The sequence below is a fragment of the Aminobacter sp. P9b genome (assembly GCF_045345995.1).
GTDB classification, from domain to species: Bacteria; Pseudomonadota; Alphaproteobacteria; order Rhizobiales; family Rhizobiaceae; genus Aminobacter; species Aminobacter niigataensis.
The window spans coordinates 2,656,134-2,670,886 of record NZ_CP150082.1; the positions used below are offsets into that span (position 1 = coordinate 2,656,134).

General features: G+C 63.3%; 16 protein-coding genes. 10 read left to right on the forward strand and 6 right to left on the reverse strand.

Annotated features, from left to right (window positions below; translation table 11 throughout):
• Positions 1–117: 117 nt before the first annotated feature.
• Positions 118–2,163 carry an NADH:flavin oxidoreductase gene (locus tag WHT83_RS13105; protein WP_108608609.1) on the forward strand — a complete coding sequence of 682 codons (2,046 nt, stop codon included), beginning with the start codon at positions 118–120 and terminating at the stop codon, positions 2,161–2,163.
• Here WHT83_RS13105 and WHT83_RS13110 read toward each other — a convergent pair.
• A complete protein-coding gene (locus WHT83_RS13110) occupies positions 2,153–3,058 on the reverse strand; it encodes a LysR family transcriptional regulator (RefSeq protein ID WP_108608608.1) in 906 nt (301 codons plus the stop codon). The genes WHT83_RS13105 and WHT83_RS13110 overlap by 11 nt on opposite strands.
• Before the next feature lie 117 nt (positions 3,059–3,175).
• On the opposite strand from WHT83_RS13110, the gene WHT83_RS13115 reads away from it, so the two are divergent.
• Together WHT83_RS13115 and WHT83_RS13120 are read left to right on the forward strand one after the other, a co-directional pair.
• Positions 3,176–4,378, forward strand: a complete 1,203-nt coding sequence (locus tag WHT83_RS13115; protein ID WP_183262069.1) for an acyl-CoA dehydrogenase — start codon at positions 3,176–3,178, stop codon at positions 4,376–4,378.
• Between the two features lie 199 nt (positions 4,379–4,577).
• Positions 4,578–5,090, forward strand: coding sequence for a cupin domain-containing protein (locus WHT83_RS13120; RefSeq protein WP_159097876.1), 513 nt, complete (start codon positions 4,578–4,580; stop codon positions 5,088–5,090).
• A 51-nt stretch (positions 5,091–5,141) separates the two neighbouring features.
• Here WHT83_RS13120 and WHT83_RS13125 read toward each other — a convergent pair whose 3' ends face one another.
• Entirely contained in the window at positions 5,142–6,257 is a 1,116-nt protein-coding gene (locus tag WHT83_RS13125; RefSeq protein WP_108608605.1) for a mandelate racemase/muconate lactonizing enzyme family protein, read from the reverse strand.
• A 251-nt stretch (positions 6,258–6,508) separates the two neighbouring features.
• Between WHT83_RS13125 and WHT83_RS13130 the strand changes: the two genes are divergently transcribed.
• The 7 genes from WHT83_RS13130 to WHT83_RS13160 all read left to right on the forward strand — a co-directional run bounded on the left by WHT83_RS13130 (position 6,509) and on the right by WHT83_RS13160 (position 12,301).
• Positions 6,509–6,988, forward strand: a complete 480-nt coding sequence (locus WHT83_RS13130; RefSeq protein ID WP_108608604.1) for a cupin domain-containing protein — start codon at positions 6,509–6,511, stop codon at positions 6,986–6,988.
• 123 nt (positions 6,989–7,111) lie between these two features.
• The gene (locus WHT83_RS13135; RefSeq protein ID WP_406871395.1) at positions 7,112–8,299 is read left to right on the forward strand and encodes a glycine C-acetyltransferase; all 1,188 of its coding nucleotides are present in this window, start codon (positions 7,112–7,114) and stop codon (positions 8,297–8,299) included.
• Between the two features lie 54 nt (positions 8,300–8,353).
• Positions 8,354–9,388 carry an L-threonine 3-dehydrogenase gene (gene tdh / locus WHT83_RS13140; protein WP_183262060.1) on the forward strand — a complete coding sequence of 345 codons (1,035 nt, stop codon included), beginning with the start codon at positions 8,354–8,356 and terminating at the stop codon, positions 9,386–9,388.
• Positions 9,389–9,465: 77 nt separating this feature from the next.
• A complete protein-coding gene (locus WHT83_RS13145) occupies positions 9,466–9,999 on the forward strand; it encodes an HPP family protein (RefSeq protein WP_318762060.1) in 534 nt (177 codons plus the stop codon).
• Between the two features lie 110 nt (positions 10,000–10,109).
• Positions 10,110–11,027, forward strand: a complete 918-nt coding sequence (locus tag WHT83_RS13150; RefSeq protein ID WP_406871396.1) for an MBL fold metallo-hydrolase — start codon at positions 10,110–10,112, stop codon at positions 11,025–11,027.
• Positions 10,993–11,739, forward strand: coding sequence for a fumarylacetoacetate hydrolase family protein (locus tag WHT83_RS13155; RefSeq protein WP_406871397.1), 747 nt, complete (start codon positions 10,993–10,995; stop codon positions 11,737–11,739). Before WHT83_RS13150 ends, WHT83_RS13155 begins: the two co-directional genes overlap by 35 nt.
• A gap of 7 nt (positions 11,740–11,746) precedes the next feature.
• Positions 11,747–12,301 carry a DinB family protein gene (locus tag WHT83_RS13160; protein WP_406871398.1) on the forward strand — a complete coding sequence of 185 codons (555 nt, stop codon included), beginning with the start codon at positions 11,747–11,749 and terminating at the stop codon, positions 12,299–12,301.
• Here WHT83_RS13160 and WHT83_RS13165 read toward each other — a convergent pair.
• From WHT83_RS13165 to aztD, 4 genes are all read right to left on the reverse strand, one after another.
• Positions 12,280–12,657, reverse strand: coding sequence for a type II toxin-antitoxin system VapC family toxin (locus tag WHT83_RS13165; RefSeq protein ID WP_406871399.1), 378 nt, complete (start codon positions 12,655–12,657; stop codon positions 12,280–12,282). The two genes, WHT83_RS13160 and WHT83_RS13165, sit on opposite strands and share 22 nt — an antisense overlap.
• A complete protein-coding gene (locus WHT83_RS13170) occupies positions 12,654–12,881 on the reverse strand; it encodes a type II toxin-antitoxin system Phd/YefM family antitoxin (RefSeq protein ID WP_183262052.1) in 228 nt (75 codons plus the stop codon). The genes WHT83_RS13165 and WHT83_RS13170 overlap by 4 nt, the downstream gene beginning before the upstream one ends.
• A 77-nt stretch (positions 12,882–12,958) precedes the next feature.
• Positions 12,959–13,297 carry a TIGR01244 family sulfur transferase gene (locus WHT83_RS13175; protein WP_406871400.1) on the reverse strand — a complete coding sequence of 113 codons (339 nt, stop codon included), beginning with the start codon at positions 13,295–13,297 and terminating at the stop codon, positions 12,959–12,961.
• 139 nt (positions 13,298–13,436) lie between these two features.
• Positions 13,437–14,633 (reverse strand): zinc metallochaperone AztD, encoded by a 1,197-nt coding sequence (gene aztD / locus WHT83_RS13180; RefSeq protein WP_406871401.1) that lies wholly within the window; start codon positions 14,631–14,633, stop codon positions 13,437–13,439.
• Between the last annotated feature and the right edge of the window lie 120 nt (positions 14,634–14,753).

The window sequence follows — 14,753 nt, forward strand, 5'->3', positions numbered from 1 at the left end:
GCTCTTGGGCTGGGCTTGGCTCATTGCATCGGCGCGATTGTCCGCGAAAAGTCGCGTTGCCGCGCCGGCATCGGTTTTCGAGTGGCGTGTATTAGCGCCGGATAATGCAGGAAGGCAATGACCAGCAACGACCCGCTTCTCCAGCCATACCGGCTCAAGCACCTGACGCTGAAGAACCGCGTCATGTCGACGAGCCACGAACCGGCATACTCCGAAGACGGCATGCCCAAGGAGCGCTACCGGCTCTACCATGCCGAGAAGGCCAAGGGCGGCATGGCGCTGACCATGACGGCCGGCTCGGCCATCGTCTCGCGCGACAGCCCGGCCGCATTCGGCAATCTCCACGCCTATGACGACGCGATCGTGCCTTGGCTGCGCGAACTCGTCGACGACTGTCACGAGCACGACTGCAAGGTGATGATCCAGATCACCCACCTTGGCCGCCGCACCAACTGGAACAAGGCCGACTGGCTGCCGGTGCTCAGCGCTTCCCCGGTGCGCGAAGCCGCCCACCGCACCTTCCCCAAGACCATCGAAGACTGGGACATCGAGCGTATCGTCGCCGACTATGCCTCGGCCGCCCAGCGCATGCAGGCGGCCGGGCTCGATGGCATCGAGTTCGAGGCCTACGGCCATTTGATGGACGGCTTCTGGTCTCCGGCGACCAACCACCGCGACGACGACTATGGTGGCTCGCTCGACAACCGGCTGCGCTTCACTTGGCGGGTGATCGATGCCGTGCGCGCTGCTGTCGGTCCCGATTTCGTCGTCGGCATCCGCATGGTCGCCGACGAGGACTTCGACAAGGGCCTGTCGAAGGAGGAGGGCATCGAGATCGCGCGACGCCTGGCGTCGTCGGGAAAATTCGACTTCCTCAACATCATCCGCGGCCATATCGACACCGACGCAGCACTGACCGGTGTCATCCCGCTGCACGGCATGCCGTCGTCGCCGCATCTCGATTTCGCCGGCGAGGTCAGGGCGGCGACCAAATTCCCGGTCTTCCACGCCGCGCGCATATCGGATGTCGCCACGGCCCGCCACGCCATCGCCGCCGGCAAGCTCGACATGGTTGGCATGACGCGCGCCCACATCGCCGAGCCGCATATCGTCAAGAAGGTGATGGAAGGCCGTGAGCACCAGATCAGGCCGTGCGTCGGCGCAACCTACTGCCTCGACCGCATTTACGAGGGCGGCGGCGCGCTCTGCATCCACAATGCCGCCACCGGCCGCGAGGCGACGATCCCCCATGTCATTTCCCGCACCGATGGCCCGCTGCGCAGTGTCGCCGTGGTCGGTGCCGGTGCTGCCGGCCTTGAGGCTGCGCGCGTGCTGGCCGAGCGCGGGCACAAGGTGACCGTGCTGGAGGCATCGAGCCAGGCCGGCGGCCAGGTGCGGCTTGCGGCGCAGAATCCGCGGAGGCGCGAGCTGATCGGCATCGTCGACTGGCGGCTGGCCGAGCTGGAGCGGCTCGGCGTAGAGATCCGCTACGACATCTGGGCGGGTGTGGACGACGTGCTGGCGCTCGACCCGGATGCCGTGGTGATTGCCACCGGCGGCCTGCCGCAGAGCCCGCCGCTCGATGCGGGCGACGATCTGGTCACGTCGAGCTGGGATATCATCGCCGGCAGCGTCAAGCCGGCCGAGAATGTGCTGCTCTATGACGACAATGGCGGCCACCAGGGCATGACGGCTGCCGAACTGATCGGCAAGGCAGGCAGCAAGCTCGAACTGCTGACGCCGGAGCGCTTCTTTGCCCCTGAGATCGGCGGCATGAACCACGTGCCCTACATGGAGGCGTTTCATCGCTCTGGCGTGAAAATCACCATCAACACGCGGCTGAAGTCGGTCAGGCGCGAAGGGAATCAGTTGGTTGCTACCCTTTTTTCCGACTACGCCAAGGGTTGGCACGAGGAGCGCCGTGTCGATCAGGTGGTCGTTGAGTATGGCACGTTGCCGCTCGACGAGCTCTATCTCGAGCTCAAGCCGCTGTCGAAAAATGGCGGCGCCATCGACTACGAGCGCCTGATCCATGGCGGCGACATCTTCCCGGCCAAGAACCCGGATGGCCGTTTCCTGCTGCTGCGCATCGGCGATGCCGTGCAGGCGCGCAACATCCACGCCGCCATCTATGACGGCATCAGGTTTGGACTCAGAATCTGACCGGCTGGTCCGCCGCTTCGGCCGCCAACCAGCGGACGAATTCGCGCAAGCCGGGCCGGTCCTCGCTGCCGGGCCGGAAGGCGAGCCGGTAAGGCACTTCGCCGGCAATGCGGTTGGGTGAGGCCAGTACCAGTCTGCCGGCGGCGAGTTCGCGCTCTGCCAACACTTCCGGCACCAGGGCCACGCCGAGCCCGGCGACCGCCGCCTCGACCACCATGGAGAATTGTTCGAAACGGTGGCCGCGCAAAGTGGTGCGTGGATCGATGCCAGCGGCCTGGAACCATCGCAGCCACAGGGTCGGCCGGGTCGACTGCTGCAGCAGCGGCAGCGCGGCAAGCTCGGCATCATCGAGGGCGGCGCGCCCGTCCAGCAAAGCCGGTGAAGCCACCACCACAAGCTCCTCGTCGAACAGGCGGACGATGCCCGGTTGTCCCGACTCTGCCGGACCGCGCTGGATCGCGGCGTCGAAAGTTTCTGTTTCTAGGTCGACGGTCTCCAGCCGCACCGCAAGGTCGATGGCGACGTGCGGATGGGCGGCGTGGAAGCCCGCGAGTCTTGGGATCAGCCAGCGGTCGGCCAATGTCGGCAGCACCGCGATGCTCAGCACGTCCGACTGGCCGCCGAAGGCCATGGTACGCACCGCCGCCTCATGCAGGCTGTCGAGGATCGCCTCGGCATCGCGAGCGAAGCGGCGGCCGGCATCGGAAAGCGCCAGCCGCTGCCGGACGCGGTGGAACAACGCCACGCCCAGCCGGTCCTCGAGCTGGCCGATCGAACGGCTGACCGAGCTCTGGGTCAGGCCGAGGTGATCGGCGGCGCGAATTGTCGTGCCGAGGCCGGCGCAGGCGCGGAAGGCCTCAAGCTCTGCAATCGTGGGGACATAGCTGCGGCGCATCGTCGGGCCTGGCCTTGAGTTGATCGAATTTACGCATAAACCTTACGAGATTACTTGTTAGCGAAAAGTGCTGAAGCGGTCTAGAATGACGGAAAATCACCATTCTCCGGAGGAACCATGAGCGCATCCACACCGGCCGGCGGCGGCAGCTTTGTCTGGGCCGACCCTTTCCTGATCGAAGACCAGCTGTCCGAAGACGAGCGCATGGTACGCGACGGCGCGGCCGCTTTTGCTGCCGACAAGCTCGCGCCGCGCATCGAGGAAGCCTATCTCGACGAGAAGACCGATCCGGCGATCTTCCGCGAGATGGGCGAGGCCGGCCTGCTCGGCATCACCGTTCCCGAGGAGTATGGCGGCCTGGGCGCCGGCTACGTCACCTACGGCCTGGTCGCCCGCGAAGTCGAACGCGTCGATTCGGGCTACCGATCGATGATGTCGGTGCAGTCGTCGCTGGTGATGTACCCGATATATGCCTATGGCTCCGAGGAGCAGCGCAAGAAGTACCTCCCCAAGCTTGCCTCGGGCGAGTGGATCGGCTGCTTCGGCCTGACCGAGCCGGATGCAGGTTCCGATCCAGGCGGCATGAAGACCCGCGCTGAAAAGACCGCGAATGGCTACAAGATCAGCGGCTCGAAGATGTGGATCTCCAACGCGCCAATCGCCGACGTCTTCGTCGTCTGGGCCAAGTCGGCGGCCCACGACAACCAGATCCGCGGCTTCGTGCTTGAAAAGGGCATGAAGGGCCTGTCGGCGCCGAAGATCGGCGGCAAGCTGTCGCTGCGCGCCTCGATCACCGGCGAGATCGTCATGGAAGGCGTGGAAGTCGGCGAAGATGCGCTGCTGCCGAACGTTTCGGGCCTCAAGGGTCCGTTCGGTTGCCTCAACCGCGCCCGCTACGGCATTTCCTGGGGCGTCATGGGCGCCGCCGAGGATTGCTGGCACCGTGCCCGTCAGTACGGCCTCGACCGCAAGCAGTTCAACAAGCCGCTCGCCGGCATGCAGCTCTACCAGAAGAAGCTGGCCGACATGCAGACCGAGATCGCGCTCGGCCTCCAGGGCTCGTTGCGCGTCGGCCGCCTGATGGACGAGCACAAGTTCGCGCCCGAGATGATCAGCCTCGTCAAGCGCAACAACTGCGGCAAGGCGCTCGACATCGCCCGCCAGGCCCGCGATATGCATGGCGGCAACGGCATCCAGATCGGTTACCACGTCATGCGCCACGCGCAGAACCTCGAGACCGTGAACACCTACGAAGGCACTCATGACGTGCATGCGCTGATTTTGGGCCGCGCCCAGACAGGTCTGCAGGCTTTCTTCTAGGCCTTCGATTGACACGCTGAAGGTCGTAACGGCCGCATGGACACGCCATGCGGCCGTTTTCTTGTTGGCAGGCGCAAGTCGCTACGGTGCGTCCATGGTTCGCTTTGTAGTTTAGCTGGTGCGATTACAGTTCGCCTATAGCGCGAATTGTTTCATGACTTTGAAACACACCGCCTGCTTCTCGACGTCAGGCGGATACATGGCGTCGATAATCCCCAAGGGCGTACGGCAGTTTTTCGCCGGACGGGCAGAGGGGATATTGTCGATGAACGCCCAGACCAAGTTCGAGAATGCCGGCCAGATCCTGTGGTTCGGCGACAATCTCATGACGATCCGCACAGCCGCAAGCGTCGAAAACGACCAGATCAGCATCATCGAATGCCGCATGCCCGCAGGCGGCTCGTCGCCGCTGCAGGTGACCTTGAGCGGCGACGAACTCATCCATATTCTCGAAGGCATGATGCGTTTCCAGGTTGGCGAAACGGTTTTCCTCGCCCATGTCGGGCAGACCGTCATGGCGCCGAAGGGGATTCCTCACGATTTTCAGATACTGTCCGCCGATGGCGCGACCTGTCTCATCGTCACCCAGGGTGGGGAGTTTGAGCAGATGGTTCGCCAGATGAGCCGTCCGGCTCCTTCCGTTTCGAGAGAATCTTTCCCGGACAATCGCGTGAACAGTTCCATCGAGGTCGTCGGCGCCCCGCTACCATAGCGCCGATGCTGGGCTGGACGGGTGCGGGGGCGTGTCCGTCCAGCCATCCTCTCAGGTAGAGCAGCTGAAGATTGGCTCGCCAAAGGCGTGAGCATCGACGTCGAGGCCAAGCCCTGGGCCGCCGGGCAGGCGCATCATGCCATCGGCGATGGCAAAATCGCCGCGTGCGTTCGACACCGTCACCCAGTTGTGGAAGTCGACGGTGTGTTGTCTGAGATGTTCCGGTGTCGACAACAGCAGGCCGGAATAGGCGGCCGTGTCGATCTGGGCGCCGCCCGTATCCTCGATGGTGACCTTGAGATTTTTGGCAATCGCGATGTCGCGCAACAGTCTTGCCTTGCTCAGGCCGCCGACACGCGCCAGCTTGATGGTGATCCCGTCGACCAGCCCGTCGGATATGGCGCGGACCAGCACGTCAACACCGTCGATGGTTTCGTCGAGCACAAGAGGCCGGTCGGTGGCGCGGCGGATGGCGAGGTTCTCCTCGTAGCTCGCGCAAGGTTGCTCCAGTGTGTAGTCGAGATTGCGCGTCGCCAACAGGAAGCGGCGTGTCTCTGCCGTACCCCAGCTTGCATTTGCATCGCAAAACAGAACGGTGTCGGCCGGAACGCTTGCCCGTACCGCCTCGAGCCGGGCAATATCCTCGTTGACGTCAAGCCCGACCTTTACCTGCAGGCGGCGGTAGCCCTCGGCGATGTACTTTTGCGCTCGCATGGCCATCGCGTCGGGAGCCTGTTGGGCGATGGAGCGATATAGTGCCAGCGCCGATCCCTCCGCGCCGCCGCTCATCGCGGCTAGAGACAGCCCTGAGCGTTTGCCGGCAAGGTCCCACAGCGCCATGTCGAGCGCCGACTTCGCATAGGGATGGCCCTTGAGCAGCAGGTCCATGCGTCGGTTCAGGGCCTCGATACCCGATGCGTCGCAGCCCAGCATTTGCGGTGCCAGTTCCCGCATCGCTTCGCGCGCGCCGGCGGCAAATGCCGGGTCGTAGAAGCTGCCCAGCGGCGCCATTTCTCCGTATCCGGTGGTGCCGTCGCGACTGGTGATCTCGACGATGGTCGAATCGAAGCCTTCCGCACTGCGCCCGCCCGAGCAGCGATAGGTGCCGTCGCGAAACGGCTGCCATTGCCGGAAGATGCGAATGCTCGAAATCGTCGCGTCGGTCATGCTGTCCCCAAGGCGCAGGCTTGATGTGCGCCAAGGATAGCGTGGCCGACGCCCCGCTGCGGTCAAGGAAGCGGCGCGTGCGGGCGTCGTATTCCTAACAGACTTGTCTCGGCATCCTGGTTCATATCAGGTGCAAAATGTTTCAGGTTACAGATACAGCTTTCGGTTTTGCTGAATTCGAACGGATACGCTCGCCCCTTAGATCAAGGCCACTGCGGCCCGGCGCCGCGCTTGTTCGAAAGGAAAACACAGTGACCATTCATGCAAAGACCGAGAATGACGGCGAACTGCTGTGGTTCAACGGCACGCTTGCAACCATCCGGGTTTCGGGTCAGGCGGGAGCCGACACCATCAGCGTCATCGAACACCTGATGCCATACGGATCGTCGCCGCCGCTCCATATTCACCACAACGAGGACGAGGTCTTCCACATCCTCGAGGGCGTGGTGCGTTTCAACGTCGGTGGCAAGGATCTCTACGGCCGCGCCGGCCAGATCCTGCTGGCGCCGAAGGGCATTCCGCACAGCTATCGCGTCGAATCCGCCGAGGGCGCCCGCTGCCTGACCATCACCACAGGCGGCGACTTCGAGCGCATGGTGCGCGAAGTCAGCATTCCGGCCCCCAGGGCGGAGATCCCACCGCAGGAAGCGCCGACGCCCGAAGTTATTGCCATGCTGAGCGAGGCTTGCGCCCGCAACGGCATCGACATCATCGGCGCGCCGTTGAGCTGACGTGACTGGGGTGGCGGGGCGGATGGCGTCCATTCGTCCCGCCGTCGCTTTTGTGATGGATTTTCACCTTGCCAGGCGCGACACTTGCCCAGATGCACTCCAATTCGAGGCGGCAAGCTGGCCATGAGCAACGCGTTTTTGTCCCATCTTTCCTCCGAACTGGAGGGACTGAAGTCGGCAGGGCTCTACAAGTCCGAGCGCGTCATCACCTCGACGCAGAGTGCCGAGATCGAGGTCGGCGGCGAAAAGGTGCTGAACTTCTGCGCCAACAACTATCTCGGCCTCGCCGATAGCCATGAGTTGCGCGACGCCGCCAAGAAGGCGCTCGACCGCTACGGCTATGGCATGGCCTCGGTGCGCTTCATCTGCGGCACCCAGGAAGAGCACAAGCAACTGGAGGCGAAGCTGTCGGCGTTCCTCGGCATGGAGGACACGATCCTCTATTCCTCCTGTTTCGACGCCAATGCCGGCCTGTTCGAAACATTGCTTTCCGAGGACGACGCCATCATTTCCGATGCCCTCAACCACGCCTCGATCATCGACGGCGTGCGCCTCTCCAAGGCCAAGCGCTTCCGCTACGCCAACAACGACATGGCAGCGCTCGAAGAGGAACTGAAGAAGGCCGAAGGCAGCCGCTTCAAGCTGATCGCTACTGACGGCGTGTTCTCGATGGACGGCATCATCGCCAATCTCGGCGGCGTCTGCGACCTGGCTGAAAAATACGGGGCGATGGTGATGGTCGACGACAGCCATGCCGTCGGCTTTGTCGGCAAGCACGGCCGCGGCACGCCGGAGCACTGCGGCGTCGAGGGCAGGGTCGACATCATCACCGGTACGCTCGGCAAGGCGCTGGGCGGCGCCTCGGGTGGCTACACCGCAGGTAAGCGCGAGGTTGTCGACTGGCTGCGCCAGCGGTCGCGCCCCTACCTGTTTTCCAACACGCTTGCGCCCTCGATCGCCGGAGCGTCGATCAAGGTGCTCGACATGATCGCCTCAGGCGGCGCCTTGCGCGAAAAGCTCTATGCCAATGCCGAGCGTTTCCGTTCGGGCATGGGCAAGCTTGGCTACACGCTTGCCGGTGCTGACCATCCCATCATTCCCGTCATGCTGGGCGACGCCGCACTCGCTCAGGAGATGGCGGCGCGGATGCTCAAGCGCGGCATCTACGTCATCGGTTTCTCGTTCCCGGTCGTGCCCAAGGGGCAGGCGCGTATCCGCACCCAGATGTCGGCGGCACATTCGGCTGCCGACATTGACCGGGCGGTGGCCGCTTTCGGCGAAGTCGGACGAGAGTTGGGCGTCGTTTCGTAAGCCGCCAGCGGCGCCAAAAGCGATTCTGGATCAAGGGATTCGCAGGAGAAGACAATGTCGAACATGATGCGCGCGCTGGTGAAGGCCAAGGCCGAACCCGGCATCTGGATGGAAGAGGTGCCGGTGCCCGAGGTCGGTCCCAACGACGTGCTGATCAAGGTCAGGAAGTCGGCGATCTGCGGCACCGACGTCCACATCTACAACTGGGACCAGTGGGCGCAAAAGACGGTGCCCGTGCCGATGGTGACGGGCCACGAGTTCGTCGGCACGGTTGCCGATTTCGGCGCCGGTGTGAAGGACTACAAGGTCGGCCAGCGTGTCTCGGGCGAGGGGCATATCGTTTGCGGCCACTGCCGCAACTGCCGCGCCGGGCGAGGGCATCTCTGCCGCAACACGCTGGGCGTCGGCGTCAATCGCCCGGGCTCCTTCGCTGAATATGTCGCCATTCCCCAGCACAACGTCGTGCCGATCCCCGACGACGTGTCCGACGAGATCGCCGCGATTTTCGACCCGCTCGGCAATGCCGTGCATACTGCCCTTTCTTTCGACCTAGTCGGCGAGGATGTGCTGGTAACCGGCGCCGGCCCGATCGGCATAATGGGTGCTTTGGTGGCGCAATGCGTTGGCGCGAGAAAGGTCGTCATCACCGACATCAACCCTGTCCGCCTGGCGCTGGCGAAAAAGCTGGGCGTCCATCATGTGGTCGATGCCTCCCGGGAAAAACTGCGCGACGTGATGCGCGACGAGGGCATGACCGAAGGGTTCGATATCGGGCTTGAGATGTCAGGCTCGGCGGTCGCCTTCCGCGACATGATCGACACGATGAACAATGGCGGCAAGATCGCCATCCTCGGCATCGCGCCGACCGGCTTCGAGATCGATTGGAACAAGGTCATCTTCAAGATGCTGCATCTCAAGGGCATCTACGGTCGCGAGATGTTCGAGACCTGGTACAAGATGATCGCGCTGGTGCAGGGGCCGCTCGACGTGACGGGTCTCATCACCCATCGCATCGGCATCGACGACTACCAGGCCGGGTTCGATGCCATGCGCAGCGGCAATTCCGGCAAGGTGGTCATGGATTGGTGAGCCACAGGAAAGTTTTTTCACTATAGGGCGAATTTTTCGAACAAACCAGCGTTGCCAAACGAACAGGCGATTTGCTATTGGAGCAGACCGTTCGCCTGGAACCGACGATGCGCCGCCATATTCGCACGCTTACCGCCCGGCACGAACCGCAAGGGCAATTCCTTTCGCACCTCAAGTCGGGGTCGGGGGCGGTCGTGGGTATGGCGACCGTGGGCGGTTTAGCCTCGGTGACTGGCTTGCCGATGCTGATTGCACCGTTGGGCGCGACTGCGGTTCTCCTGTTTGGCCAGCCAGCGAGCCCACTGGCACAGCCGATCAATATTTTCGCCGGCTATTTCATCGCAACGTTGATCGGCGTGGCCGCGGCCATGACTTTCCCGGGGCTGTGGGAAGTGTCGGCGGTCGCTGTCGGCGTTTCGATCGCGCTGATGCTGATGTTCCGCGTAACGCATCCGCCTGCGGGCGCGATCCCGCTCGTGGCAACCGCTTCGCCCTATCAGGGCGGCACGCTCTTCGTTGTCATTCTGCTCGGCTGCGTCAGCCTCCTGGTGCTGGCATTGGTTCACCACTGGATTCCGCCGCGGGCGCAGTATCCACGCCGCGTCGACTGACGCTTTCGCCTTGCCACGAACCTTGACGGCGCTTTAGCTTGGGCGCCTGCAGCGAGGTGTGGCATGAATCAGGATATCGGAGCGACAGGCTCGGCGCGGGGCAGAAGCGCATGAGCGATCGTCTCGTTCTGCTCGGCACCAAGGGTGGTCCGGCGATCCGACCCGGTGGGCCCTGGCCGACTTCCACACTTCTCGAACTCGGCGGCCGCACCATCGTCGTCGATTGCGGGCTCGGCGTGACGCGCGGCCTGACCGACGCGGGCCTGAGCCTGAAAGCGCTCGATCTCATCTTCGTCACCCATCTTCATTCCGACCATGTGCTTGAACTGGGAGCGCTGATCCATACCGCCTGGACGGCCGGGCTCGCGACGCCGGTCCGGCTGCTTGGCCCCATCGGGTTGAATCGATACTGGCAGAGTTTCGTGCAAGCGCTTGAATTCGACATCGAAACCCGGATCGACGATGAGGGCCGTCCCGACCTGCGCAGGATGGTCGAGGTTGTCGAGTTCGGCGAAGGGGATGTGCTGCGCGACGGTGCACTTGGCGTCACCGCCCTGCGTGTTGACCACCCGCCAGTGACCGAGTGTTTCGCCCTTCGCTTCGAGCACGCGGGCACGAGCATCGTATTTTCTGCCGACACGGCCTTTTTTCCACCGCTCGCCGATTTCGCTCGAGGCGCCGCAATACTGCTCCACGAAGCAATGCTGGAGGAGGGCGTCGAACGGTTGGTGGTGCGTACCGGCAATGGCGCCCGCCTGAGGCAGCACCTGATGGCAAGCCACAGCCTGGCCGGAGAGGCGGGCACCATTGCTGCCAGGGCCGGGGTTGGACGGCTGGTGCTCAACCACCTCATTCCAGCCGATGATACCGAGATCGGCGAAGCCGACTGGATCGAGGCTGTCAGGAAAACATGGAATGGTCCCTTGACGATCGGCCGCGACGGGCTTGTTGTGGTGGTCGAGGGCGATGACGCCCGCAATCGGGAGGACCTGCATGAAACTGGCGACGCTGAAGAACGGTTCGCGTGACGGGAAACTGGTCATCGTCTCGCGCGACCTGACGCGATACACCGATGCCTCCTTCCTGGCGCCGAATTTGCAGGCGGCGCTGGACGACTGGCGCCGGATTTTCCCGCATCTCACAGCATTGGCCGATTCGCTGGAAATAGGCTCGGTGCCTTCGTCGCGCTTCCATGAGCATGACGCCCATTCGCCCCTGCCTCGCGCCTACCAGCGCCTGGGCGGCGACGGTGCCTTTGTTGGCCCGCGCGATCCGATCGAACTCGCCGGCAAGACGCGCGACGCCAAGATCGAGGCGGCCGTTGCGGTGATCGTCGCGGACGTTGCGATGGCGGCGACAGCAGACAGCGCCAAGGACGCCATTGCCCTTGTCGTGCTTTCGGCCGATACGGACCTTGATGCCGGGCAGAGCGGAACGTCGGCGCTGTCACCTGTTGCGGTGACGCCGGACGAACTTGGCGATGCCTGGGACGGTGCGGTGCATCTACCGCTGCTGGCAGGCACGCGGAGCATTGCCTCGGTCGGCTGGACCAGCTTTCCGAAGCTGATTGCCGATGCGGCGGCGACCAGGCCGCTGGGCACCGGTGCCATTGTCAGGGGGGCGGTCGAGACGTTGTCGGTTTCGCTCGGCGACACGCTGCGCGTCGAAATGAAGGACAAGTCCGGCCACTCCATCTTCGGCGCGATCGAACGCCAGGTCGGCCGTTTCGAGCCGGCCTGAGGCCGCCGTGAACTTGAAGAGCCACTTTCGCTGCATGGCGCGGAACAATCTGTGGTCGAACGACCGCATCTACCGCGCCGTGCAGGCCTTGAGGCCGGGCGAATTCGAGGCTGTGCGGACCAGTTTCTTTCCGTCCCTCAAGGAGACGCTCAACCATATCCTGTCAGTCGATATCTATTATCTCGACATGATCGAAGAGGGCGGTGAGGGGCGAAGGGTGTTCGACCGTTTTGTCGATTTCGACGACGCGGTGGCGTTGGCAAGAGCTCAAGCGGAGTTCGACCGCCGGCTGATCGGCTGTTGCGACCGGCTGACGGAGGCCGATCTCGACAGGCCGGTGCTTTCCGACCGCGGCGAGGCGGGGCAGATACCCGAGCGCATCGGCGATCTGCTTACGCATCTCTACATCCACCAGATCCACCATCGTGGCCAGGTGCATGCGATGTTGTCGGGCACTTCGGTCGCTCCGCCGCAACTCGACGAGTTCTTCCTCGACTACGATCTGCAGTTCCGCGGCGAGGAGGTCGAGCGGCTGGGGCTTCAGGCGAGTGCGACGTCGTAATGCGAGAATAATGGATCGGCCGTGAGGATCGACAGGTTCTCGGTCTGCGCTTGCGCGATCAGCAGCCGGTCGAACGGGTCGCCGTGATGGCGAGGCAATCCGGCCACGCGCTGTGCGTGCTCGATGGTGATGGCAAGCGGCGTAAACTGCATTCTAGGAAGGAGGACGTCGAGATTGGTCGGCGTGTCCAACTTTCCGATGTTCTGCTTGATCGCAATCTCCCAGACGCTCGCCGCGCTGGCATAGACAATCGCCGAAGAAGCGAGAATCTTCCGGTGTGCTGGCCTCAGTCGTGGGTCGTCGTTGATCGACCACAGGATGATATGCGTGTCGGCGAGAAAGGCCTCGCCGGTCACTTCATGTAGTCCTTGAAGTCATCAAGCGGCGCGTCAAAATCCTCAGCGATCCAGATCTTGCCCTTGAGCGCACCGATCCGGGGAAGCAATTCCCGTTCTGGCTCCGGCGGCATGACGCGCGCCACGGCCTTGCCGTGGCGCGTGACGACAATCTCCTCGCCGGCTTCAGCCCGCTTGATGAGTTCGGAGAACTTGGCTTTGGCCTCGGCGACGGAAACGTTCATGGGCACAATCCTTATGACCATAATTTAGGTCATAATTGGTGGTCCTGCAAATCGAAGCGCGTCCGCTGCCGCTCCAATCAACCCTTGCTCTGCTGGATTGCCATGTAGAGGTTGGTGCAGCGGGCGCCCGAGCGGCAATAGGCGAAGACCGGACCTTCCATCTCGTCGAGCGCATCGGCCATGTCGGCAACATTGTCGCCGGTCATCTGGCCGCTGATGACGGGGATGTGGCGGAAAGCAAGGCCGGCTGCTTCGACCGCTGCCTTGACGCTGTCTGCGGATGGCTGGCCGGGCTGCTCGTCGTCGGGCCTGTTGCAGATCACGCTCTTGAAGCCGGCGGCCTTGATGGCGGCAACTTCGTCCGGCGTGATCTGGCCGGAAACCGAGTAATCGTCGGTGATCTGGCGAATTTCCATGTTCGTCCTCGCAAGGGTTCGTGGGCCGCAGTCGCGGCCGGTCGGCGCCAGTCTTGCCACTGCTGGCGCTCCGGGGCAACCATCTGCTGGTAGCAGATGCAGGACGGGGAGCCGGTGTGTGCCGGCTCCCCCCGTCATTTCAATGGGCTTCGCCGGAGCCGCCGACGGCAACGAGGTTGAACGGCTTGCCTTCGACGGAAATCTCCTCAGCCGGCGTAAAGGTCGTGGCATCGACGGTATGCAGGACGCCTTTCAGCGGGTCCGAGACGACGATGCGATCGCCGGCGACGGCGATGCGTGGACGCGGATCGCTCCAGTGGCCGTCCATGCTGTAGGGCTCGGTCAGCTTGAGCGAGGCATCCAGCTTGCCCGCCACCACGTCGATCTTGTGCAATTGGCCATCCTCGGTGAAGACATAGGCGAACTTCGCCCGCACAGGATCGACGCTGAAATGCACGCGGCGTGTCGGCAGTTCGATCAGCCTGAAGGCGTTTTCGGACTTCGGATCGATCAGGACGACGGCGCTGGGACCATAATTGCCGAGGAAGTATTGCAGGCCGCGACCGCCCACCAGCGTCGTCGATTTGCCTTCGGGAAGGTCGGCGTAGGGCAGCAGGTTGATCGCAGGGGCACCTGTGCCTGTCGAAGTGATGAGTAGGCCTTTGGCGCAGGCAACCGCAACAAGGTTGCCCGATGACGCCTCGCCATGCAGGTCCGGGCAATCGTGCAGGCCGCCGACGGACGCTCCCGAACGGTCGACCACGCGAATGCCAATGGGCAGTTCATCAGGCTTCGCCAGGTTCGGCTCCGACACAAGCACGTGGTCGCCCAGGGCGATGGCCACGCCGTGATGTGGCGCGTCGGTGGTCACTTCGCGAATAGCCGGCTTGCCCTCGAGAATGTCAGCCTCTCGTGTGACCCGCGTCTTTCCTTCGCCGTCGAAGAACAGGGCGATGTCGCCGTCATGGTCGACGAAATGCGACGGCTTCTTGCCTTCGAAGCTGATATCGAGAAGCTTTGGCGCCTCGATGCTGATGTCGCCGTGATCGCCATGGTCGCCGAACGAAATGCCGCTCGAAAGCACCGAGATCACATCGCCCTTGCCCTGCACGGCAAAGACGGTGCGGCCGCTGCTGGAGCGATAGAGGCTGGTTGGCGCCTTGACGTTGAACTTGTCGATCTTCTGGCCGGTCTCCATGTCGATGGCGTGGACGATCGGTTGGGCGTGATCGGAAACGAACAGCCGCCATGCGGTTTGTTCCTCGGCGAAGGCTGGAGCGGCGGCGACGCCGAGCAGAACGGCAAGCGCAGACGTGGTGGCGAGTAGATGTTTCATATTATCCTCATGAATGTTATTACATAACAGATGAACTTTGGGAAAAAGGCGAGGTTTTGGGCCCCGCCTCATGCCGGCTGGTTGGTCGGATCGGATTGTCGGGCCAAAAGGCGGCCGGCT